Genomic DNA, 23,590 nt, shown 5'->3' on the forward strand with positions numbered 1-23,590 from the left:
TGTCCAGGGGCCGGTTCGTTTTACCGGTCGGCCCGTTGGATCCTCCCGCAACATCTGTTACGCCAGGCGATCTAACAACTTCTGATGTATCCCGCCAAAACCGCCGTTGCTCATCACCAGGATAGAATCTCCCGGCTGGGCTTTTTTGGCGATCATTTCAACCAGCGTATCAATATCCGCACTCCACTGTGCTGGCTGGATACAGGCATCAGCCACTTCGGCAACCTGCCAGGGAATATGATGCGGCTGATAGAGGAACACTTCATCAGCACGTCCCAGGGCCGGTGCCAGATCGTCCTTACTGACCCCCATCTTCATGGTATTCGAGCGAGGCTCCAGCACCGCAAGGATACGTGCCGTACCGCCGACTTTGCCGCGAAGCGCCGCCAGCGTGGCAAGAATAGCCGTCGGGTGATGGGCAAAGTCATCGTAAACCTTGATGCCGTTGCTCTCCCCACGCAGCTCAAGCCGCCGCCGGGCATTAATAAAGTCGTTCAGCGCACGGCCTGCATCCTCAGGCTTGACGCCCAGGTGACGTGCCGCTGCAATCGCCATCATGCCGTTATGCATGTTGTGCTCGCCGACCAGCGACCAGTTCACTTCCGCTACACGTTCACCGTCCAGTAAAACTTCCCAGTGGGACGCATCCGGTGACAGCTTCTTCGCCAGCCAGTGGCCGTTTTCGCCGACGGTTTCCTGCTCGCTCCAGCAGCCCATCGCCATCACCTGTTTAATATTCGCGTCGTGCTCGGGCAGGATAATTTTTCCCTGTCCCGGTACGATACGCACCAGATGATGGAACTGCTTCTGCACTGCACGCAGATCGTCAAAGATATCCGCGTGGTCAAATTCGAGATTGTTGAGGATCAGCGTGCGCGGGCAGTAATGTACAAACTTGGAACGCTTGTCAAAGAACGCGCAGTCATACTCATCGGCCTCAATCACAAAGAATGGGCTTTTTCCTAAAGTTGCCGATACCTCGAAATTTCCTGGTACGCCACCGATCACATAGCCCGGCTCATAGCCGCAGGCCTGTAAAATCCACGCTGCCATGCCCGCCGTCGTGGTTTTCCCGTGGGTTCCTGCCACCGCCAGCACCCAGCGGTCGCGCAGCACAAAATCGTGCAGCCACTGTGGGCCAGACAGGTAAGGAATATTGCGCTCCAGCACCGCTTCCACGCACGGGTTACCCCGGGTCATCGCATTGCCAATGATCACCAGATCCGGGGCGGGGTCGAGCTGTGAAGCGTCATAACCCTGAATTAAATCAATACCCTGCTTTTCCAGCAGCGTACTCATTGGCGGATAAACATTAGCATCTGAGCCGGTCACTTCATGGCCGAGCTCACGGGCCAGCATCGCCAGTCCACCCATAAAGGTGCCGCAGATACCGAGGATATGAATACGCATAAAAGGTCCGTTTCGTAAAAGTTCCGTCATAGTGTACCGTCCCCAACGTGCGGAAGAAACGGATTTGCCCTATGTTCTTTCGCGTTCAATCGGCTAAACTGCGTACGCATACGTTGGCAGTTTGTGAATCAAGCTGCTGCTCAACCGCAGATTCAGGGATTGTGTTATGAAAACGTTAGGCGAATTTATCGTCGAGAAACAGCACGACTTTCCGCACGCCACGGGTGAACTGACCGCATTGATCTCCGCGATCAAGCTGGGTGCCAAGATCATCCACCGCGATATCAATAAGGCTGGCCTGGTCGATATTCTGGGTGCCAGCGGCGCTGAGAACATTCAGGGCGAAGAGCAGATGAAGCTCGATCTCTTCGCCAATGAAAAGCTGAAAGCCGCACTGAAGGCACGTGGCATTGTCGCGGGTATCGCGTCTGAAGAAGAAGATGAAATCGTCATCTTCGAAGGCGTGGAAAACGGCAAGTACGTGGTGCTGATGGATCCTCTCGACGGCTCCTCAAACATTGATGTAAACGTTTCTGTCGGAACTATTTTCTCTATCTACCGCCGTATTACCCCACCGGGTACGCCGGTCACCGAAGAAGACTTCCTGCAGCCAGGCAGCCAGCAGGTTGCTGCGGGTTATGTGGTGTATGGTTCATCGACCATGCTGGTTTATACCACCGGCTGTGGCGTACATGCCTTCACCTATGATCCGTCGCTGGGTGTTTTCTGCCTGAGTGCGGAACGTATGACCTTCCCGGAAAAGGGTTACACCTACTCCATCAACGAAGGTAACTACATTCGCTTCCCGCAGGGGGTGAAAAAGTACCTGAAATTCTGTCAGGAAGAGGATGCCGCTACGCGCCGTCCTTATACTTCACGCTATATCGGATCGCTGGTGGCAGACTTCCACCGCAACCTGCTGAAAGGCGGGATCTACCTCTATCCAAGCACGGCCAGTCACCCTAAGGGTAAGCTGCGCCTGCTGTATGAGTGCAACCCGATGGCGTTCCTGGCGGAGCAGGCAGGCGGTAAAGCCTCTGACGGTAAAAACCGTATTCTGGATCTGGTGCCGCAAAGCCTGCATGAGCGCTCGCCGTTCTTTGTTGGTAACGACCACATGGTGGAAGATACCGAACGCTTCCTGCGTGAGTTCCCGGATAACTGATACTCACGTCGCCTGAGGCCCATCTGCATTTCAGATGGGCCTTTGAGCAGAACGCGCTGAAACAGGACGTCATTGCGCAGCATGGGGAGTGATATTTATCACCTTCAGTGCAGCACCCATGGCGAAATTGCTCAGCCGCTTAAAATCGTCCTGCTGGTAGCCGAAGATCTTGCCGTCAGTCCGTGCGGCTTGCAGATCAATCAGCACCACGCCCAGCGTAGGTACCACTTTTTCCTGCCAGATCAACAGATACAGACGATCGTCTATTTTGACGGTCTGACAGCGATCGACATCAGCCAGTCCTTGTTCGCCCCCCTGCAGACAGTGCCATGCGTAACAGTCAGCGTTCAGATAGATATGTTCATAGCATTCGGTTGGGCTGTAGCGGTACTGGTTGCGCATCCCGGTCAGTTCATCACTAAAGATATGACCCGCGTGTGTACTACTGCCCCCGTTGAACCAGCCAAACCGCACTGCGGCCTGTACGCCCGTCAACGGCAATCCCAGTTTGATGCGGTGAAGGGCTGAGAGGTGTGCCTGCTGTGGCGTGGGTAACTGACCGCAAACCAGGGTAAACCTGCCGCAGTGATGATCGCAGACCAATGTCAGCGTGGCTGCCGAACGGCTGTTGTCGATAAAGTCGATAAACTCAATCCCCTCGCGAAGTGACGTCAGCCGGTAAGCGACCGCGCTCTGGTTACCCCATCTCAGTGTGCCATCCGGATTAAACTGACAAATGATCGCTTCATCCGAAGAAAAGTACAGTGTCAGCACGGTCTGTAAGGGGGGGCGCATAGGCAAAATGTTGCCTTGAGGGGCGAAGCATTCGGCCAGTGCGCCGACCGGAATATATGTCACGTCATGGCTCATGGTGAGGTTCCTGTGCGTTATCAGATTGACTGAGTGTTAACCGTTACCCGTGTCGCTGACCATCGTTCTTCCGGACGAGGTGATCGTCGCTGCAGAGTGGGTAGAGTAGGCTGGCTATCCGCACAGTGACCACCAGGGAGAACTGACGATGAACAACACCGGCTTTTTTTATGACGAACGTTGCTTCTGGCACAGCACCGGGCTCCATGCCACCACCTTGCCGGTGGGGGGATGGGTTCAACCCCCCTCAGGCAGTGGCCATGCTGAATCGCCGGAAAGTAAACGTCGATTTAAAAACCTGCTGGACGTTTCGGGTCTGTCGGCTCAGTTGCAGTTACGATCTGCGCCAGCAGCCAGTGAGCAGGACTTATTGCGCATTCATCCTGCCCCCTATCTGCAGCGTTTTAAGCAGATCAGCGACAGCGGCGGTGGCCTGTTAGGCGATAATGCCCCATTGGGGCCGGGCAGCTACGACTATGCCGCCCTCTCTGCAGGCCTGGTCTGTGCCGCAGTAGATGCCGTACTGACAGGCGAAATGGAGAATGCCTATGCTCTTTCACGACCGCCAGGACATCACTGCCTGCCGGATCAGTCAATGGGCTTCTGCTTTCTGGCCAATATCCCGATTGCGATTGAACACGCGAGAGCGCGCTTCAACTTACAGCGTGTGGCGGTGGTTGACTGGGATGTGCACCATGGTAATGGTACCCAGCATATTTACTGGCAGCGTGACGATGTTCTGACCCTGTCACTGCATCAGGATCGTTGCTTTCCGCCGGGGTATTCCGGTGAGAGCGATCGCGGCGCAGGGGCGGGTCTGGGTTACAACATCAATATTCCGCTGCTGGCGGGCAGTGGTCATGATGCTTATCTCTATGCCCTGGATCGGATTGTTATCCCCCAGCTATTGCGGTTCCAGCCTGAGCTGATCATTATCGCCTGTGGATATGATGCTAATGCGCTGGATCCGCTGGCGCGCATGCAACTTCACAGCGACAGTTTCCGCGCCATGACGGAGCGCATGATGGCTGCCGCCGCGCAGCTGTGCAACGGCAGGCTGGTGATGGTACATGAAGGGGGCTATGCGGAAGCTTATGTGCCCTTCTGCGGACTGGCCGTGATGGAAACATTAAGCGATATCCGCACTGGCGTAAAAGACCCGCTGCTGTCGTTTATTCGACAGCAGCAGCCAGGGGAGGATTTTTTGCAGTTTCAGCGCAAGGCGCTCGACCGCCTGATCGCCTAGAGACGCGATTGTCTCCATCTCATTGGCCTGCCCGCGACGGGCAGAAAAAGCGTCAGCCTTTGGGATTTATGTGGCAGGCGCCACCTTAAACACCGCCATGGTGTGAACCAGCTGCTGAGACTGCTCTTCCAGCGACTGAGTCGCGGCAGCAGCCTCTTCCACCAGCGCCGCATTCTGCTGGGCGACTTCGTCCATCTGTGTCACCGCCAGATTCACCTGCTCAATACCGTGACTCTGTTCCTGCGAAGCGCTGGAAATTTCCTTCATCAGCGTGGTCACCCGCATCACTTCCGTGGAGATTTCGTCCATGGTTTCACCGGCTTTGGTGGCCATATCAGAACCTTCACTCACCCGGATTTGTGATTCGCTGATCAGGGCACGGATTTCTTTCGCCGCCGTTGCGCTTCGCTGGGCAAGGTTACGGACTTCGGTCGCGACGACGGCGAAGCCTCGTCCCTGCTCTCCGGCACGCGCCGCTTCAACGGAGGCATTCAGCGCCAGGATGTTGGTCTGGAAGGCGATACCATCAATGACGCCGAGGATGTCACCAATACGCTGCGAACTGTTGGAAATCTCTGTCATCTTCTCCATGACATAGCAGACCACCTCCGCACCGCGATCGGCCGTATCGGATACGGCCCGGGCCAGCAAATGCGCCTGCTGGGCGTTATCGGCGTTCTGCTTAACCGTGGCGGTGAGCTGTTCCATGCTGGCCGCTGTCTGTTCAAGAGACGCGGCAGACTCTTCGGTACGCTGTGAGAGATTGAGATTGCCGGAGGCCAGTTCACGGCTGCCAATATCAATCTGCAGACTGGCATCGCGCACCAGACCAACGGAGTGCTGGAGTGACTGCTGCATAGCCTCTAATGCCGCATTCAGGCGGCCCAGCTCATTGTCACCGCTTTCCGGGACAGGCTGAGTCAGGTCACCGCCCGCCACGTATTCCAGATGTTTAATCGCACTATCAAGAGGCTTCAGCAGCATGACGCGCAGGATCATCCAGGCCAGCGCCACCAGCAGCAGCGTCAGTGCCCCGCTCACAACAATGAGCACCGTCATCAGCAGTTGATTATGGGCTGCCTGAGCCATCTGCTGCTCACTGACCTCATCAGCATACTGACCAAACGCATCGACTGCTGAGGAGAATTTCCCCGCGAGATGAGAAAGATCCCCTTCCAGCACAGTGTAATAGTCGTCAACATTTTCTCTTTTGAGGGCGTCCATCAGGGGGCTAATCCCCTTTGCAACGTAGTCCCGGTGAGTCGTTACCACCGCTTCGGCCAGCACCCTGCCGTGCTCTGTCACCGTCCCGGCATCGACGAATCGTTTCAGCTCGCTTTCGGACAATGCCACATAGCTGGCAGAGCGTGTGGCAATGCTACCGGCTTCATCGGGCAGACCCACTTCGAGTTTACGTATCGCCAGCGCCGCAGTGGCTCGGGCGCGCAGCAGATTGCCGTTACTCATATATAACGCATTTAATTCAATGCCCTGAATGCGATTGATCACATCCAGTGAGCGATTTCCTTTCTGAATGGCGATAATCCCCATCACGCTGACAACCAACAGCAGCATGGTCATCAGGGCGAGTAACGCCAGCAAACCCGTACGTATTGAGATTCTTTTCAACATGATTATTTCCCGATAATGTGAAGTCCGGTCATTCCTGTGCCTGAAACGACAAGGTTATCGGCAATAACTTTACGTAACTTTAACCTTAACGGCGGGTAAATTGATCCCGCACAGTCATTCGATAAGTTCTTATTAAGTGATTACACCGCAAACTGTGGGGATATAAAGCAAAAGGAAAATTTCCCCCCAGAGAATAACCAGAAAGAACACCGGACACAGAGATAAAAGCAGTCTGTTTTTTTGATAATTAACCTTAAATCAAATAAAACAGCGGCGGGTATTTCTCATCGTTCTTGCTGCGCACCCGCAGGCCGTAAGAGCGATCATTGCAGCACTGATGATCCCGCAGAGCGCCTTGCAGCACGGAGCAATCTGAAAGGCGGAAAAAGGAAGGTACTTTGAAGATGACCTGGCTATAATAGCCGGTACTCAACCTAAGATGATTGAAGGAATTTATAATGAGCTTGAACCTGGTACCAGCGGGTAAAGACCTGCCAGACGATATCTATGTCGTTATCGAGATCCCGGCAAATGCCTCTCCGATCAAATACGAAGTGGATAAAGACACTGGCGCACTGTTCGTTGACCGTTTTATGGCGACAGCGATGTTCTATCCGTGCAACTACGGCTACATCAACCACACCCTTTCTCTGGATGGTGACCCGGTTGACGTACTGGTGCCAACCCCGTACCCATTACAGCCGGGTTCAGTGATCCGCTGCCGTCCGGTTGGCGTGCTGAAAATGACCGACGAATCTGGCGAAGATGCCAAAGTTGTTGCGGTTCCGCACAGCAAACTGAGCAAAGAGTACGAGCACATTCAGGATGTGAACGACCTGCCTGAACTGCTGCGTGGCCAGATCACCCACTTCTTCGAGCAGTATAAAGCGCTGGAAAAAGGCAAATGGGTTAAGGTTGACGGCTGGGAAGGCGTAGAAGCCGCTAAGGCTGAGATCGTTTCTTCTTTCGAGCGCGCAGCGAAGAAGTAAGCCGTCTGAACAGACGGATGCCGTTGCGGGTCGACCGACTACGGCATCCGGCCGGCAATGCAAGTTCGAAAAAAAACACCGCTCTTTGAGCGGTGTTTTTTTACAGGTTACTGGTTGCCATCTCGCTGCAGCCAGTCGCCACTTTCAATACGTTCTTTACCCTTGACTGAGCGCTGATAGACGTACAGCCAGGCACTTCCGTAAGGGGTGGATAACAGCTCACGCTTGTACTCACCACCTTTGGTTCTGAGCGCATCTAACTCACCCAGCGTTGACGCATCAATCCGGTAAACTTCGCAATAGACCTGGCCCTCACCCGCCACGACGCCCGGGTAATGACCAAGATTGTAGAGCGCGTAGCCGGCGATCTGATGATCGCCCAGCCACTGCCCGTTCGTCATCCAGTGACTGTTACCTTGCTTTCGCCGCAGGCTACCATAGACAATTATTCGCATTGCTAAAACTCAAACTGATAGAGCACATCCAGTGCCTGATCAATACCAGACACGGCTTCCAAATAAAGTTTAGGCATCAGGCGGTAACGTAGCGTTAACGTCGCCAGTGAATCAAATATGCCAACACCGTATTTTACCTGTAGACCCGGCAGTACATAGCCACTGACCTGCACCTGCTGACTGTCGCCAACACCTGCAGTATCAAGCGCCAGGTTACTGACACCGAAAGTCTCTCCGATTTTACCCACAACCTGACCACTTTGTGCAACCCCCAATCCTACCAGAGCAGAAGTTAAAGCATCACTATCGCTACCGGAAGCCCCTAATCCCTGCCCACGAAGCAGATAGGACAGCGCTTCCTGCTGCGATTTGGCCGGGTCAGAGAAGATCTCCACCTTAGGTTCATCCGCCAGTCCGGTCACACGCACACCTGCGGTCACATCATCCTCGGTGGCTTCCGGGTTACGAATTGCTTCGATATTGACGTAGGGCTGATCCGGTGGACCTGAGAATTGCAGCTCGCCTTTACGCACGATCAAATCCTGACCATAGGCGTGGAAACGACCCGACGGGATGTTAATCTGACCATTCAGCCCCAGTCCCCGTTTATCCTGCGCCAGCTTCAGGTCGCCATTAAGCTTCGCTTTCAGACCGAATGCGCTCAGACGGACATCATTGCCGACGTGGATAATCAGGTTGCTGTTAATCGGAATGCCGCTGGTTTTTGGTGCCACCGGCTTCAGATCCTTATCAAGCATGACTTCATCTGAAGAGACACCCACCGCACTTTCCGGGACTTCCTGCACCGTGATGCGGGCCCAGGGAATATCCACGCGCCCGTCCAGATTAAACAGTTCAGGCGTCGCTTCAAACACCAGGTCCGGCGACACATCCATCCTCACCATCGGCGGCACGGTGACACGGACCCGGCTTCCTTTCGCCGCAATACGGGCGCGCCAGGCATCCAGCTGGTTCCAGTCTGCATCACCGTTTAAAGCAATCTGCCCCTGCGAGGTCTGGATCGCCCCCTCGAGGGTGGAGCTCATACCATTAAACACCATAGAGAGGTTAGCTGCCGTCAGATCCACCGGCATAAAGCTACCGTCTACATCAACGTTGCGTAGCCCAAGCTGCCCGTACACCTGCGGTCGCTGTAAATCTCCTCCCAGCCGCAGATTGCTGTTAAGCATCCCGGTGATTTTCTCTCCTTTCATCAGGGCAGGGTTTAGCATCGCCAGCGACAGGCTGGTGATGTTGACGTTACCAGACAATGTCCTTCGCCCTTCGGGATCGGCGATCTGCACGTTGCCATCAAGCTGACCGTTGTTGGCAATGCGAATCAGCCAGTCGAGCTGAGCCCGGCCATTTTTCAGCGCGGCATTCAGGTTAAGGGTGCTGAACGCGATCGGCAGCGTGTTACCCTGCACATCCTGCTCCACTTTTACGCCGTTACCTTTCAGGGAAATCCGTCCGGTGGGCAGCGCACCATCGGCAGTCCAGCTGACATCCGCATCGCCGCTGAACACGCCGGTAAGCTGGGTGGCGTCCGGCATAAACGGCTTGATCATCGCCAGATTGAAGCGGCTGAGGACGACGCGCGCCCGGCCCGATGGCCCGGCCTCAATGGTCTGCGGCACGCAAAGCTCCGCGTTAGGGTTCTGCCAGCAGTGAGGTCCAATGCTGACCGTCTGTTTTGCATTCAGATAGTCGAGCGCGATAGCGCGTGTTAAGCGCCACTCGCCCACCGGCGTATCAAAGCGGGTGTTATTCAGGTTGCCCTGCCAGCGCTGCGTCGCGCGGTCAAAGCTGCCGTTCAGCGCTAACTGGCCTGAGACCGGTTCTCCCTGGACGGCCAGTTTCAGTTGGTGCTGCTTCTCAGTACCGCTGGCATCCAGCGTCAGCAGATTGACCGCCAGTGCATCCTGCTTCAGCTGTTCAACGCGCAGTTTAAGCTTGCCCTGGATCTGCTCGCCCGAACTGACGTCACCCTCGAGCTTAATACGTCCAATGCGCATCGCCTGCCAGCGCAGTCCGGTCGCCGTCAGATCGGCCAGCAACTGGGGGGTCGTCAGGTCGCCACGGGCGCGGAGGGTGCCTTTCGCAACGCCACCGAGACCCGGCAGAGCGTTATCCAGGTGTTGAGCATCAATATCCGCATCCAGATTCAGCTTATCGCCCAGCGATCCTTTCAGATTGACGTTGTTACGCCCCAGCACCAGTTTAATCCCGGGAATATCCCACTGGTTGTAGCTGTTGCCATAAAGTGTACCGTCAGCGCTGACCGCGTTATTACGGACGTTACCTTTGAGCTTCAGCTCCGGTACGCGCATCTGCCAGCTACCGCCGTACAGACTACCGCGCGTGGTGATTTTCCCGTCCAGTTTCGCTGGCCAGTCAGGATACGCTTTTGCCGTGTTAATACCGGACAACGTCAGTTCGCTGCGCCAGCTGATCGCCTGGCTCCAGTCCACCAGCGCCGTCAGGTCGGTGTTGCCCTGCAGTGCTGCCAGACGCAGTTTATCCAGCGAGAACTGTTCGACATTACCTTTGCCATCAAGCGTCAGCGTAGCCGGTGGGATATCTTGCCCCTTTAACGCGGCTCGCAGGGACATGACATAGTCGGTAGCCTGCCCTTTGAAAGTGAAGTTAATGTTGTCGGCCTGATACTGCGCCTTCCCGTCCAGCGGCCAGCGCAGCTGCGGGCTTTGTAAGGTCATATTGAGCGGCAGGCCTGCTTCAGCCAGCTTCGTCTCCGCATCAAACTGTGCGCGCACCGGACCGGAGAGATTGAGACCCAGCGTCAACGTATCGCGCAGGCCACCGCCCAGCGTCATTTTGATCTTCTCACCTTTGATTGGATCGACATTGAGCTGACTGTAGAGCGTGAAATTCACCGGCCAGTCGCCGCTGAGTGTCGCCTGACCCTGAGCATTGACCTGCCCCTGCGGCGAGTCAATATCGAGCGTCTGCAGCTGCAGATGGTTGTTCTCGGTTTTGGCTTTCACCAGCAGGCGCTGTACGGCGATATCGGTATCCCCGGTGATACGCAGTTGCTCGCCCAGGATCTCCTGCACATCGACATCCACCGGCAGAATAAACTCCGGCAGATCCGGCAGTAACGGTTTAGCAAACATCGCCTTCAGTGTTTCACCCAGCGACGGTTCACCGGCAGCTGGCCGCTGCACCTTCGGCTGAACGACCTGCTCGTCGGCAACTTTCGCCGCTTTCGGCAGTGCAATCAGTAAGCCCTGAATATGCGTCGGCATCAGCGTCATTGAACGCCCCTGCCAGTGCATTCCACTGGTGAAATCGGCCAGCGAAATGGCCGTATCATCAATTTTTATATTGATGTTATGCAGCGCCAGCCGGCTGAGGGTCAGCGGATAGGGCGTGCTGATATCACCGCCGCTGCTCTCTTCCTCTACAGGCGGATTGGCGGGGGGTGGCATCTTCTTGCTGTCTACGACCACATGGACGTCTTTCAGCGCGAGGTCATTGACGCAGAACGCGCTCTGCTTCAGGCAGCCGGGCTTAAGAGAAAGATGGAGCTCACCCGCATTGACGGTAACGCCCGGCATTTCATATTTAATGCCGGCAATCGTCAGATCACGCCAGCCGCCTTTGACCTGCTGGATATCCAGCCCCGGAACCCAGCGGGCCGCTCCGTTCAATACCATATGCAGGCCGCTGGTCGTGCCAATGAGAAATGCGATGCCGCCAAACAACAGCACGATAAAAATCAGAATGCCAATCAGGCCCTTTTTCCACCACTTCATAGTTCAGGCCCCAGTCCAATGTAAAACTGAATATCGCGATCGTCCTGATCGCCAATCGGCCGGGCAATATCCAGCTTGATCGGCCCGACGGGTGACTGCCAGCGCACGCCAAAACCGGCACCGGTTTTAAAATTACTCTGCTTGATGTCATTGACCGCCTCACCGGAGTCAACAAACACCGCCCCCCACCATTTTCCGCTGACGTTGTATTGATACTCCAGCGATCCGGTAGCCAGCTTGGAGGCACCGGTCAGCTTTCCTTCGTCATCCCGTGGGGAAATACCTTTGTACTTATAACCGCGTATGCTGCGGTCACCCCCGGCAAAGAAACGCAGATCGGGTGGCACTTTTTCAAAATTATTGGTTTCAATCCAGCCGAGGTTGCCCCGCACCACAAACCGGTGTTTGTCCTCCAGCGTGCGGATCCAGACGTTTTGTGCCTGCATCACCGCAAAGTCGATATCTGAGCCCCAGGTGGTGTCAGAAACATCGACTGAGTAGCGCTGCGAGTCGCCCCACGTCGGCATCAGACCGCCGCGCGAGCGCGTACGGTTCACGCTGACGCCCGGGTAGATCAGCATCGTGGTGTTAGTGACACTGCCCTGAGTAAAGTGGTCAAGGCTCCAGCGCAGATTGACGGCGCGCTGCCAGCCGCTGGAACTGTCCCAGTAGCGTGACGCGGCCAGCGTGGTGGAGTCGGCCTTGGTGTCGTTGAGATCGGTTCGTTTGAGTCCCCCCTGCAGCAGGTAGTACTGCTCCAGCGGGCTTTTGCGCAGCGGCATCTTATAGCTGAAATCTAACTGCTGTTCCGGTGCCGAAATATTGGCACTGGTGCTGAAGCTGTGCCCGCGGTCATTGACCCAGGGTTTCTTCCAGGTGGCCTTCACGCGCGGGCCGACGTCCGTCGAGTAACCGACGCCGGTTTCAATGGTGTTCTCGGTGCGTGGCGAAACGACGCCATGCAGCGGCAGCACCTTGCTGTCACGTCCTTTATCAAATTCGGGGGCTATCACCACCGAATTAAACCAGCCAGTCGCAGATAAACGGCGGTTTAGCTCGGCCAGGTCGCGGGATGTGTAGTAATCCCCTTTTTTAAAGGGCACCAGATTTTGCAGATAGTCATCACGGATCTGTGAGCCTTCGAAGCTGACATCGCCAAAGCGATAGCGCTGGCCGCTGTCATAATCAAGATCCCAGAACGCTTCACGGCGTTCCACCGACACACCCAGTTGGCTTTTGCGGTAGTCACCGTCAAAGTAGCCTTTACGCAGCGCCATATTGCTGAGGGAACTTTTAAACTTCTCGTAATCACTGTGGTTAAGTACCGTACCCAGTTTGGGTTTTCCGTTACGCACCAGCGCCTGGTAGTCTTCATCGGTACGTGCTCCGCCGCGCAGGATCACCGTTTCTCCGGCAATTTTCACGGGTTCACCTGGTGTGACCCGTGCCAGCAGCACCTGGCGTTTTCCGCCTTCGGGTGGCGGTAGCAGCTCGAAATCGATCTGGGGCTCATAGTAACCGAGCGCTTTAAGGCCTTCTTTTACGGCATCGCTGACGCGCGAACGAAAGCGCCCGTCGGAGGTAACTTCATCACTGGTGATGGTGGATAAACGTGCCCTGACGTTCTTCTGTAATTCCCCGGTTAACCCTGTTACCTGCAAACGAACATTCGCAGCCTGGGCGACAGGCGCGACGATCAGCAGGCAAGACATGCAGTACACATGAATTCGTGGCACGCTTACTCCCGTTTTATTGCCAGCCCGCAATCCACCGGGCTTAATCTGGTAAAAATAATTCGCTAAGTGTGTAAAACTCGTGCGGCAAGATGGTATTACCCACTCTTCAGCTTCGGCCAATCGGAGCCTAAGGCAAATTTTGTGCTTATTGTCTGCAAAGTCACGCTACGTTACAACCCGACATCGCAATTAGGATTAAATGGAGTGTAACGTGCTATCAGTATGAGACAAGTTTCAAACCCTCACACCGGTGTAAACGTCTGCTTTTCGTCAGACAGGCACGGCAGCGGGAGGGACGGCACGATAAAAGAGGCCGGCCAGGTACGACACGAAAAACCCGAAATTTTTTGTGCCTATACACGGAATCCGTGTCTGTTCACTGCCGCAATTGTAAGCGCCCGACACCACAGCTATAATCACTCCACAGGACGCACCGCGACCTGATTACCCTTCTGCTCCGGCACATGGCCGAACCGCAGACATTTTTGGCACGGATAGCCCTGAATCGCTGAACTTCCTGATGTGATGTACGCAGCATCAACACGCTGCGCGCTGCCCAGGCCAAAAATGACAAGTGATTAACCCGGCCCCCTCTTTTCGCGCGATTGCTTTGCTGATTGCCCGCTGAGCCGAGCCAAATAATGGATGTTTTATGTTAGACAGCTTCCTTGTCATCGTACTGCTGATTGCCATCAGCTCATTTTTTTCGCTTTCAGAAATCTCGCTGGCGGCCGCCCGCAAAATCAAACTTAAGCTTCTGGCCGACGAAGGCAACATTAACGCGCAGCACGTCATGAAGATGCAGGAAACGCCTGGCATGTTCTTTACCGTGGTACAGATCGGTCTTAACGCCGTGGCTATCCTCGGTGGCATCGTCGGTGATGCCGCATTCTCGCCGGCGTTCCGTTCGCTGTTTGAACGTGTGGTCGATGCAGAAATGGCCGAGCGGATCAGCTTTATCTGTTCCTTCACCGTCGTCACCAGCCTGTTTATCCTGTTCGCCGACCTATTCCCTAAACGTCTGGGAATGATCGCGCCGGAAACCGTGGCGCTGAAAATCATCAACCCGATGCGTTTTTGCCTGTTTATGTTCCGTCCGCTGGTGTGGTTCTTTAACGGCGGCGCCAATATCATTTTCCGCCTGTTTAAAATTCCGCTGGTGCGTAAAGACGATATCACCTCTGACGACATTTACGCCGTGGTAGAGGCCGGAGCGCTGGCCGGCGTGTTACGTAAGCAGGAACATGAGCTGATTGAGAACGTCTTCGAGCTGGAGTCGCGTACCGTGCCTTCTTCCATGACCTCGCGTGAAAACGTGGTGTGGTTTGATCTGCACGAAGATGAGAGCAGCCTGAAAGAAAAAATTGCCCGCCATCCTCATTCGAAGTTCCTGGTCTGTAATGAAGATATTGACCATATCGTGGGTTACGTCGACTCCAAAGAGTTGCTGCTGCGCGTGCTGGGTAACCAGAGCATGACGTTGAATAGCGGTTTGCAAATCCGTTCAGCGCTGATTGTTCCCGATACGCTGACACTGTCAGAAGCGCTGGAAAGCTTTAAAGCGGCCGGGGAAGACTTCGCGGTGATCATGAACGAGTATGCGCTGGTGGTCGGTATCATCACCCTCAATGACGTCATGACGACACTGATGGGCGACCTGGTCGGTCAGGGGATGGAAGAGCAGATTGTTGCTCGTGATGAAAACTCATGGCTGGTGGAGGGCGGTACACCGATTGATGATGTGATGCGCGTCCTGCATATTGATGAATTCCCGCAGTCCGGTAACTACGAAACGATAGGCGGCTTTATGATGTTTATGCTGCGTAAAATCCCCAAGCGTACCGACTTCGTGAAATTCCACGGTTTCAAGTTTGAGGTGGTGGATATCGACAGTTACCGCATTGACCAGTTGCTGGTCACACGCATTGATGCGCGGCCCACCGTGCCGGCATTGCCGAAAGATCCTGAAGAGCAAGCGTAAGGTCACTGGCGTTCCGGCTGGCTGATCTCACCCACAAAAAAGGCGCTAAAAGCGCCTTTTTTTTCAGTTAAATTCGGTCTGTAACCGCAGAACCTGCCGGTTTACTTCCGACATCACACTGTAGTGCTGCTTATCTTTGACGCGCGGGATGAGGATCTTGCCCTTATCAAATTCAAACGCGCCGACATCCTTGATATACAACCTCCCACGAAACAACGTCTTAACGTATTTCGCAACCTGTAACGGGTTATATTTTTGGAAGATTTTCATTCTGAATCGACTCCTGAAACATTAACTACGCCTCGTCGTGGCCAAGCCGGACACGAACCGGTGAAACGCAAAGTGCCATAACTATAGAACATCGTTTGCTTCCAATGTTCCTAAAATTGAATTTTTTTACTGTGTTTACAGATCATGACAGAACTCTCTGTTACCTGACCGTACACACACAGTATAAACCTTCAATTAGTGGTGAATTGTGCGATGTGTTGCAAAGATGTTATCTCGATGAGACAGCAGCATCATCCGCACATATTATTTCAGTAGTATGACTAACTGATCTGACCACTCAATGTGCTGGAGCAATCATGACTACCGTTCGTAATTTCGCGCTCACTCTCTCTCTGTTGCTACCTTTTGCTGTCGCCGCCCATAACATCAAGGCCGATCAGCGCGTTCCGCCAGTCGGCGTTGCCGATAAGGGGGAGCTGTTCTATCAGCAGGATCAGTTTAGCTACAGGAACTGGAACAGCGCCCAGTTGGTAGGAAAAGTGCGGGTTATCCAGCATATTGCTGGCCGCTCTTCGGCTAAAGAGCAAAACGCCGCACTAATCGAAGTGATCAAGGCCGAGAAATTCCCCCATGACCGTTACCAGACGACCACTATCGTTAATACTGACGACGCCATCCCCGGCACCGGCATGTTTGTGCGCAGCAGTATCGAAACGAATAAGCAGCAGTTCCCGTGGTCGCAGTTCATCGTCGACAGCAACGGGGCAGTACATCACGCCTGGAAACTGGCAAGCGGCGGTTCGGCGATTATTGTGCTGGATAAAGAGGGGCGGGTGCGCTTTGTCAAAGAAGGTGCACTGACACAGGATGAAGTGAAAAAAGTGAGGGCACTGTTGAAAGCCTTGCTGGCTTGATATCGCCATCACAGATAGCACCTGAGTACCGATTGATTTTTCGGTACTCAGGTGTGGTGCACGGGTCAAAAAATTGACACGCGGAACCCCGGATTAAGGAAGGATTCGCGGGGCGTGTAATCCAGCGTTTTCCCCTGCCAGTCTGTGACATGAGCACCCGCTGCCAGCGCTACCGCATGACCAGCGCCGGTGTCCCAGATATTGGTCGGTCCGAAGCGTGGATAGAGCTGTGCTTTGCCTTCTGCCACCAGGCAGAACTTTAGCGATGAACCAATCGCAGTGGTCTGATGCTCCCCCATCTGCGCCAGGTACTCTTTCAGTTCCTCATCAGAACTGGCATGAGAACGGCTGATCACCACCAGCGGTGGACGCGCATCCTGTATTTTAATCTGCTCTTTATGGCCGCCTTCTTCTTTCCAGGCTTTGCCATCGGCAGCAGAGTACATCACTTCCAGTACCGGCGCATAGACCACGCCCAGCACCGGTTTGCCCTGCTGGATCAGCGCAATGTTCACAGTGAATTCACCATTACGTTTAATAAACTCTTTGGTGCCATCCAGCGGATCGACAAGCCAGTATTGCTGCCAGTGCTGACGCACGTCCCAGCCAGCAGGATCTTCTTCTGACAAAATCGGGATTTCGGGAGTGAGCGCCGATAATCCGGCAACAATCACTTTATGCGCAGCAATATCCGCCGCCGTCACCGGTGAATCATCCGCTTTGCGCACCACATCCAGTGGAGCCTGCCCGTCATACACCCGCATAATCGCGTCGCCTGCTTCACGTGCCATCTGGCAAATTTGTTCTAACACTCTCCACCTCCTGATCGCCTGCCGTTACCACGGCCGCCTGAGCCAATCCTGTTAAAAGGATAGCAGTTTGCTCCGCAGGGCGTTTAACCGCAGGTCACCCCTGGGGTTAGCCATTTGTTTTCAACAGGATAACGTACCTTCTACCCGGGAACACGGTTTCCTGTTATTTTCTGCTTTTTTTCCATCCCCTCTTAACGCGGTGAGTCAAACTGGCGACGGAGTGGGTTAAATCCGCGACTTGCATCACAATTTCCTGTAATGGCACGACACAATTTCACACTATTCTGAGATGGTGACGAAAGTTTAAACCGGAACATAAAGGGAGTATGCATGTTCAAATCTTGCCTTACGCTGACCGCGCTACTGGTCAGCCATTCACTGGCCGCCGCCACGGTGGATTTCCGCCTGCTGGAAACCACCGATCTGCACAGTAATATGATGGATTTCGATTACTACAAAGATCAGCCCACCGAGAAGTACGGCCTGGTGCGTACTGCTTCGCTAATCGCCAGCGCCCGTCAGCAGGTGACGAACAGCGTACTGGTCGACAACGGGGATGTGATTCAGGGCAGCCCGCTCGGTGACTATATGGCGGCAAAAGGTCTGCAGGAAGGCGACATTCATCCGGTTTATAAAGCGATGAATACCCTGGACTACAGCGTGGGCAACCTGGGTAATCACGAGTTCAACTACGGCCTCGACTATCTGAAAAAGGCGATTCACGGCGCGCGTTTTCCCTATATCAATGCCAATGTTATCGACGTTAAAACCGGTAAACCGCTGTTTACGCCCTATTTGATCAAACCCGTTGAAGTACGCGATCGCGAAGGGAAATCCCATACGCTGAAAGTCGGCTACATCGGCTTTGTCCCACCGCAGATTATGACCTGGGATAAAACCAATCTGACCGGCAAAGTGACCGTTGACGATATTACCGCCACCGCGAAAAAGTGGGTTCCTCAGATGCGAAAAGAGGGAGCCGACCTGATTGTGGCCATTCCACACTCCGGGCTCTCCAGTGAGCCTTACCACGCGATGGCCGAGAACTCCGTGTATTACTTAAGCCAGGTGCCGGGCATTGATGCGATTATGTTCGGCCATGCTCATGCGGTCTTCCCCAGTGCCGATTTTGCTGACATCAAGGGGGCTGATATTCAGCAGGGTACGCTGAATGGTATTCCGGCGGTCATGCCGGGCATGTGGGGCGATCATCTCGGGGTGATTGATCTGGTGCTGAACAATGACCGCGGAGGCTGGCAGGTGAGCAGCGCCCGGGCTGAAGCCCGCCCGGTGTATGATAAGGCGGGCAAAAAGTCGCTGGCAGCTGAAGATCCCGCCCTGGTGAAGGTGCTGGCGGACGATCATGCTGCTACACGTGAGTTTGTCAGCCAGCCGATCGGGAAATCGGCAGATGTGATGGCCAGCTATCTGTCGCTGGTGCAGGACGATCCGACCGTACAAATCGTCAATAATGCCCAGCGAGCTTATACCGAACACTTTATTCAGGGCGACCCGGACCTTGCTCACCTGCCGGTGCTGGCAGCCGCTGCCCCGTTTAAAGCCGGTGGCCGTAAAAACGATCCGGCAAGCTATGTTGAAGTGGATAAAGGACAGCTGACCTTCCGCAATGCGGCCGATCTTTATCTCTATCCCAATACGCTGGTGGTGGTCAAAGCCAGCGGTGAACAGGTTAAACAGTGGCTGGAGTGTTCCGCCGGGCAGTTTAATCAGATTGATGTCCAAAGCAGTAAACCGCAGTCGCTGATTAACTGGAATTTCCGTACCTATAACTTCGATGTCATTGATGGCGTGAACTATCAGATCGATGTGACACAGCCTGCGCGCTACGATGCAGAGTGCGGTCTGATCAATGAAAAGGCCTCGCGCATCCGCCACCTGACCTTTAACGGTAAACCGATTGATCCGAAAGCAACCTTCCTGGTCGCGACCAATAATTATCGTGCCTATGGTGGAAAATTCGCCGGCACCGGGGATAAGCAGATAGCCTTTGCTTCACCGGATGAAAACCGTTCGGTGCTGGCCGCTTATATCGGCGCGCAGACAAAGGCACAAGGCGAGGTGAAACCGCAGGCAGATAATAACTGGCGGCTGGCACCGATTCACAGCAGCACGCCGCTGGATATTCGTTTTGAAACCGCACCAGGAGAGAAAGCCGCTGCATTTATTCGCAGCCATGGACAATATCCGATGAAGCAGGTGGGAACGGATGAGATTGGGTTTGCTGTCTATCAGTTGAAACCGTAACGGTGACAGACGCCCGGTCGCATTAAGCGCCGGGCGTGTGCAGGGTATTACAGGATTTCCAGCAGTTCCACTTCAAACACCAGGGTGCTGAAAGGCGGGATGGATGCGCCGGCACCACGCTCGCCGTAAGCCAGATTGTGAGGGATCACCAGTTCCCATTTGGAACCCACCGGCATCAGCGTCAGGGCTTCAATCCAGCCAGGGATAACACCGCTGACCGGGAACTCAGCCGGCTCACCGCGCTGTACGGAGCTGTCGAACACGCTGCCGTCGATCAATTTACCGGTATAGTGGACACGTACGCGATCCTGACGGGATGGGATAGCGCCCTCCCCCTGTGCCAGCACGCTGAACTGCAGACCGCTCTCAGTGCTGCTGACGCCTTCACGCTGTGCGTTATCTTCCAGGAACTTCTGACCTTCCACTGCCATGGCCTTCTGACGTTCCTGACGGACCGCTTCAGCACGCTCGTGCACTTCACGCAGGGCGCGATGAACGACATCAACAGGAACGGATGGGGCATTCCCTTCCAGCGCATCGCGCAGACCTGCCAGCAGTGCTTCCGGCAGCAGACCCTGCAAGCCAGACTCCTGTAACTGTTGACCGACCTGTAAACCGATACCGTAACTTGCTTGCGCTTCAACGCTGTCAAAAGAAGGGGTTGTCATGGATTTTCCTTTCATCATTGATAAAACCGAAGACGAAGCATAACAGCGCAGACAACGGGCGTAAAATCCCATCTTCCACTGGTGACTTTTCGGCAGGAAACAGAAACAATAACGCTACTCACTATTCCGCACCCTGCAGGGTGCTTAAGCCTGTACTGGCTATCACTCGGGTTTCACGAGATCCCCCGCTGATAGTTCGTATTGGTTCAGCAATATGTATTCAGAGGTTTAAATGGGCCAGACTGCCCGCAGGCGCAGGAAGAAGCCGCTTTTTATTGCCAGAATGAAACAGTGGATAATGAAAAGCTCACCGTTCGCGCGAGTGTCGCGCCAGGAGGAAGAAACCATGCCAAATGCATCACGCTTATCGCCGTGGTTCAGCCGCCTCTGGCATCTGCCAGATGAGGTTCGCTGGATGGACCCGCTTCCCGCGCGCCACCGACGCGGGATTATTGCAGCTGTGCTGGTGATTTTGCTGGCCTTCCTGTGGCCCGCTCCCCAGCGCAGCGTGGCCCCGGTAACCCCGATTCAAAGCGGATCGGGTACTGACGTGCCGCTACAGGCAGAAATAACGGACACCCCTGCTCCCACTCCCGCTCCTGCCGTGACAACACCGCAGCCGGACGCTCAGGGCGAGTGGCGTGATTTCACCATTGCCTCCGGACAGACACTGGCACAGCTGTTCCGCGATAATAATCTGCCGGTGAATGATGTGTTTGCTATGGCGCAGGTGGAAGGTGACGACAAGCCGCTCAGTTCCCTACATGCGGGACAGGGGGTGAAGATACGTCAGAATGCCCAGGGCGTCGTGACCGGATTAACACTGGAGGGGACGAACGGAGAGATTCTGTTTACCCGACAGCCCGACGGGACGTTCTTAAAAGCGCAGTAGGAAACAATCCCCAAAATCGGCTGGCTAATAAAGCAGCCACATTGCAGGCAACAAACAAAAACGCCGCCCCGAGGGGCGGCGTTCTTTCATGCGATACCGAGGCGATTAAGCTTCAGGAACGATGTTTACAGTCAGTTTAGCGAAGACTTCGCTGTGAACCTGGAAGTCCACTTCGTGCTCACCGGTAGTACGCAGAACGCCGTTCGGCAGACGAACTTCGCTCTTAGACACTTCAACGCCAGCTGCAGTAACTGCATCAGCGATGTCGCGGGTACCGATGGAACCGAACAGTTTACCTTCGTCGCCTGATTTAGACGCGATGGTAACGGTGCCCAGTGCATTGATTTTCTCAGCACGTGCATTAGCTGCAGACAGAACGTCAGCCAGTTTGGCTTCCAGTTCTGCACGGCGCGCTTCGAAGAATTCAACGTTTTTCTTGGTAGCAGGAACAGCTTTGCCCTGTGGTACCAGGAAGTTACGAGCGTAGCCCGCTTTAACGTTGACCTGATCACCCAGGCTGCCCAGGTTTGCTACTTTATCAAGCAGAATAACTTGCATTACCTTATCCTCTTAAAGTCGTTAATGGACAGTTGCCGTTACTGATGACGATCAGTGTACGGCAGCAGGGACAGGTAACGCGCGCGCTTGATAGCACGAGCCAGCTGACGCTGGTATTTTGCGCGAGTACCGGTGATACGGCTCGGTACGATCTTACCGCTTTCAGTGACATAATTTTTCAGCGTTGCGATATCTTTATAATCGATCTCTTGAACGCCTTCCGCTGTGAAACGGCAGAACTTGCGACGACGGAAATAACGTGCCATTTGGCTAGTCTCCAGAATCTATCAATTCAATCTGCTCGGCATGCAGTACGAGTTTGTTCAGACCGTTGCGCCCTTGATGGCTGCAAATAAAACCCTGAACAGTAAGCTGCGTGCCGACCGTTATACTTTGAGTAATGGCCTGATGAGCTTTGCCGCTGATAATCACCGGCATTCGACACCAGGCTTGCCGGTTAAAACCGGCTTCCACCTGCTCTGAACGATGCTCAAGCACGAACTGGCAGTGTGGAATTCCTGACGGGCTGACTTTTCGCGTTGGTGCCTTGCACACAGTGCCAGACAGCGTCAGTCGGTTAGCCGTCACGGAAATTACTCTTCAGAATCCCCAGCATCTGCATCATCAGAGGTTTCGTTAGCAAAATCTTCACGACGCTCACGGCGCTCGTCTTTCGCTTTAACCATCGGAGATGCTTCAGTTACCGCGTGCTTAACGCGCATAACCATGCTGCGGATAACGGCGTCGTTGAAGCGGAAGTTAGTTTCCAGCTCATCGATCGCTTCCTGCGGAGCTTCAACGTTCAGCAGAACGTAGTGGGCTTTGTGCAGTTTATTGATCGGGTAAGCCAGCTGACGGCGGCCCCAGTCTTCCAGGCGGTGGATCGTACCTTCTGCACCAGTGATGGTCGCAGAGTAGCGCTCGATCATGCCAGGAACCTGTTCGCTCTGGTCAGGGTGAACCATAAATACGATTTCGTAATGACGCATCGAATTTGCTCCTTACGGATTATTCAGCCTCCTGTCGGGGTCAACCGCGGCCCATGGAAGCAAGGAACGTTATAAGCCGTGACCTGACAACTATCGGGTCACAACCTGAGAATGCGGCTGAAAAATTGACGCGTAATCATACTTGCGAGGGGTGACGAACACAAGGTAAAGATCGGTATTTAACCCACTATTTCAGGCAGCACGAAAAATGGCCGACCTTCCGGGCCGATCATCTTCCCACCGATGACAAATGCTGTTTAAAAAACGTCGTCATCGCCGTTAATGCCGGGGGGGTGATACGGTGCCCGATGCCTTTCTCGGTCAGAAACGTCAGATTGCGGTTTTGCCCGCTGTCACGCAGTGCTTTTTCCAGCCGCACGCTTTCTGCCGCCGGCACCACCTCATCGGCCTCGCCGTGCCACACCAGCAGCGGCCGGCTGGCGAGCTTTTCTAACTGATGGCTGACTTCGTACTCATCCAGCGGTGCCAGCCGGGCAGCCAGCGCGTGATGCTCATCGGGTGTCTTTGCGACCAATGGTGGAAACAGTGTCTGCGCCAGCTGACTGAAATAGCCGGACCCCATCATGCAGGCTGCACTGTGCAACTGAGGATAACGCGCCAGCGCACCCAGCGCCGTCATCCCCCCCATGGATGCCCCGGCCACCGCCAGCCGCGAACCGTCCACCCACTGCTGTTGACGCAGCGCCTGTTCAAGCGCCGGAAGTTCATCGATATTACTGCGCAGGATCTCCCAGAAATGGGTTGACCGCCGTTCGGCATCACCGTCATACCGTGCACCGTGCATAGCGGCGTCGGGCAGTATGGCCCGAAATCCAGCCTGTGCCAGCGCGACAGCAAAATACGCGTAAACCTCTTTTGAAGAGGTATAACCATGCCAGAACAGCACGGTGGGTAACGGGGTGTCCCGCTGTCCCGCCGGGAACGCATGTAAGCATTCAATACCGGCGAAACATTCTGTGTTTACTTCAATCATTCCCTCT

At 54.6% G+C, this 23,590-nt stretch carries 21 protein-coding genes; 7 read left to right on the forward strand and 14 right to left on the reverse strand.

Annotated features, from left to right (window positions below):
- Nucleotides 1–57 precede the first annotated feature (57 nt).
- Nucleotides 58–1,410: a UDP-N-acetylmuramate:L-alanyl-gamma-D-glutamyl-meso-diaminopimelate ligase gene (gene mpl, locus K6L24_RS18785; RefSeq protein ID WP_062745604.1), complete on the reverse strand. Its 1,353-nt coding sequence runs from the start codon at nt 1,408–1,410 to the stop codon at nt 58–60.
- Nucleotides 1,411–1,576: 166 nt separating this feature from the next.
- On the opposite strand from mpl, the gene fbp reads away from it, so the two are divergent.
- The gene (gene fbp / locus K6L24_RS18790) at nt 1,577–2,575 is read left to right on the forward strand and encodes a class 1 fructose-bisphosphatase (RefSeq protein ID WP_062745606.1); all 999 of its coding nucleotides are present in this window, start codon (nt 1,577–1,579) and stop codon (nt 2,573–2,575) included.
- 69 nt (nt 2,576–2,644) lie between these two features.
- Here fbp and K6L24_RS18795 read toward each other — a convergent pair whose 3' ends face one another.
- The gene (locus K6L24_RS18795) at nt 2,645–3,445 is read right to left on the reverse strand and encodes a MoaF C-terminal domain-containing protein (protein WP_062745609.1); all 801 of its coding nucleotides are present in this window, start codon (nt 3,443–3,445) and stop codon (nt 2,645–2,647) included.
- A 148-nt stretch (nt 3,446–3,593) separates the two neighbouring features.
- Here K6L24_RS18795 and K6L24_RS18800 point away from each other — a divergent pair, with 148 nt between their 5' ends.
- Nucleotides 3,594–4,691, forward strand: coding sequence for a class II histone deacetylase (locus K6L24_RS18800; RefSeq protein WP_137269163.1), 1,098 nt, complete (start codon nt 3,594–3,596; stop codon nt 4,689–4,691).
- Nucleotides 4,692–4,757: 66 nt separating this feature from the next.
- Here the strand turns inward: K6L24_RS18800 and K6L24_RS18805 are convergent, their stop codons facing one another.
- A complete protein-coding gene (locus K6L24_RS18805; RefSeq protein WP_222681725.1) occupies nt 4,758–6,323 on the reverse strand; it encodes a methyl-accepting chemotaxis protein in 1,566 nt (521 codons plus the stop codon).
- 458 nt (nt 6,324–6,781) lie between these two features.
- On the opposite strand from K6L24_RS18805, the gene ppa reads away from it, so the two are divergent.
- The gene (gene ppa, locus K6L24_RS18810; RefSeq protein ID WP_062745619.1) at nt 6,782–7,312 is read left to right on the forward strand and encodes an inorganic diphosphatase; all 531 of its coding nucleotides are present in this window, start codon (nt 6,782–6,784) and stop codon (nt 7,310–7,312) included.
- Nucleotides 7,313–7,419: 107 nt separating this feature from the next.
- Here ppa and K6L24_RS18815 read toward each other — a convergent pair whose 3' ends face one another.
- The 3 genes from K6L24_RS18815 to tamA are packed head-to-tail and all read right to left on the reverse strand — an operon-like array spanning nt 7,420 to nt 13,255.
- A complete protein-coding gene (locus K6L24_RS18815; RefSeq protein ID WP_062745622.1) occupies nt 7,420–7,767 on the reverse strand; it encodes a gamma-glutamylcyclotransferase family protein in 348 nt (115 codons plus the stop codon).
- A 2-nt stretch (nt 7,768–7,769) separates the two neighbouring features.
- Nucleotides 7,770–11,543 (reverse strand): autotransporter assembly complex protein TamB, encoded by a 3,774-nt coding sequence (gene tamB / locus K6L24_RS18820; protein WP_222681726.1) that lies wholly within the window; start codon nt 11,541–11,543, stop codon nt 7,770–7,772.
- Nucleotides 11,540–13,255 carry an autotransporter assembly complex protein TamA gene (tamA, locus tag K6L24_RS18825; protein ID WP_191927788.1) on the reverse strand — a complete coding sequence of 572 codons (1,716 nt, stop codon included), beginning with the start codon at nt 13,253–13,255 and terminating at the stop codon, nt 11,540–11,542. The genes tamB and tamA overlap by 4 nt, the downstream gene beginning before the upstream one ends.
- Before the next feature lie 676 nt (nt 13,256–13,931).
- Here tamA and paeA point away from each other — a divergent pair.
- Nucleotides 13,932–15,260 carry a polyamine export protein PaeA gene (gene paeA, locus K6L24_RS18830; protein WP_062745630.1) on the forward strand — a complete coding sequence of 443 codons (1,329 nt, stop codon included), beginning with the start codon at nt 13,932–13,934 and terminating at the stop codon, nt 15,258–15,260.
- 63 nt (nt 15,261–15,323) lie between these two features.
- Here paeA and K6L24_RS18835 read toward each other — a convergent pair whose 3' ends face one another.
- Nucleotides 15,324–15,530 (reverse strand): DUF1107 domain-containing protein, encoded by a 207-nt coding sequence (locus K6L24_RS18835; RefSeq protein WP_062745632.1) that lies wholly within the window; start codon nt 15,528–15,530, stop codon nt 15,324–15,326.
- 317 nt (nt 15,531–15,847) lie between these two features.
- On the opposite strand from K6L24_RS18835, the gene K6L24_RS18840 reads away from it, so the two are divergent.
- Nucleotides 15,848–16,405, forward strand: coding sequence for a YtfJ family protein (locus tag K6L24_RS18840; protein WP_062745634.1), 558 nt, complete (start codon nt 15,848–15,850; stop codon nt 16,403–16,405).
- A 65-nt stretch (nt 16,406–16,470) separates the two neighbouring features.
- On the opposite strand, the gene cysQ is transcribed toward K6L24_RS18840, so the two are convergent.
- Entirely contained in the window at nt 16,471–17,217 is a 747-nt protein-coding gene (cysQ, locus tag K6L24_RS18845) for a 3'(2'),5'-bisphosphate nucleotidase CysQ (RefSeq protein WP_062745637.1), read from the reverse strand.
- A 330-nt stretch (nt 17,218–17,547) separates the two neighbouring features.
- On the opposite strand from cysQ, the gene K6L24_RS18850 reads away from it, so the two are divergent.
- Entirely contained in the window at nt 17,548–19,482 is a 1,935-nt protein-coding gene (locus K6L24_RS18850) for a bifunctional 2',3'-cyclic-nucleotide 2'-phosphodiesterase/3'-nucleotidase (protein WP_222681727.1), read from the forward strand.
- 47 nt (nt 19,483–19,529) lie between these two features.
- On the opposite strand, the gene bamJ is transcribed toward K6L24_RS18850, so the two are convergent.
- Entirely contained in the window at nt 19,530–20,150 is a 621-nt protein-coding gene (bamJ, locus tag K6L24_RS18855) for a BamJ family beta-barrel-assembly machinery protein (protein WP_062745641.1), read from the reverse strand.
- A 346-nt stretch (nt 20,151–20,496) separates the two neighbouring features.
- Between bamJ and K6L24_RS18860 the strand changes: the two genes are divergently transcribed.
- A complete protein-coding gene (locus tag K6L24_RS18860) occupies nt 20,497–21,042 on the forward strand; it encodes an OapA family protein (RefSeq protein ID WP_062745786.1) in 546 nt (181 codons plus the stop codon).
- A gap of 105 nt (nt 21,043–21,147) precedes the next feature.
- Here K6L24_RS18860 and rplI read toward each other — a convergent pair whose 3' ends face one another.
- The 5 genes from rplI to yjfP form a co-directional block, all read right to left on the reverse strand.
- A complete protein-coding gene (gene rplI, locus K6L24_RS18865; protein ID WP_062745643.1) occupies nt 21,148–21,600 on the reverse strand; it encodes a 50S ribosomal protein L9 in 453 nt (150 codons plus the stop codon).
- 38 nt (nt 21,601–21,638) lie between these two features.
- Complete coding sequence (rpsR, locus tag K6L24_RS18870; RefSeq protein WP_062745644.1) at nt 21,639–21,866, reverse strand: 30S ribosomal protein S18; 228 nt, start codon at nt 21,864–21,866, stop codon at nt 21,639–21,641.
- Between the two features lie 4 nt (nt 21,867–21,870).
- The gene (gene priB / locus K6L24_RS18875; protein WP_072277455.1) at nt 21,871–22,188 is read right to left on the reverse strand and encodes a primosomal replication protein N; all 318 of its coding nucleotides are present in this window, start codon (nt 22,186–22,188) and stop codon (nt 21,871–21,873) included.
- Nucleotides 22,189–22,193: 5 nt separating this feature from the next.
- On the reverse strand, nt 22,194–22,589 hold the full coding sequence (rpsF, locus tag K6L24_RS18880) for a 30S ribosomal protein S6 (RefSeq protein WP_004160104.1): 396 nt from the start codon (nt 22,587–22,589) through the stop codon (nt 22,194–22,196).
- A 229-nt stretch (nt 22,590–22,818) separates the two neighbouring features.
- Nucleotides 22,819–23,583: an esterase gene (gene yjfP / locus K6L24_RS18885; protein ID WP_137269168.1), complete on the reverse strand. Its 765-nt coding sequence runs from the start codon at nt 23,581–23,583 to the stop codon at nt 22,819–22,821.
- Nucleotides 23,584–23,590 lie beyond the last annotated feature (7 nt).

Origin of the sequence: Erwinia persicina, from assembly GCF_019844095.1 — a bacterium.
Classification (GTDB): domain Bacteria; phylum Pseudomonadota; class Gammaproteobacteria; order Enterobacterales; family Enterobacteriaceae; genus Erwinia; species Erwinia persicina.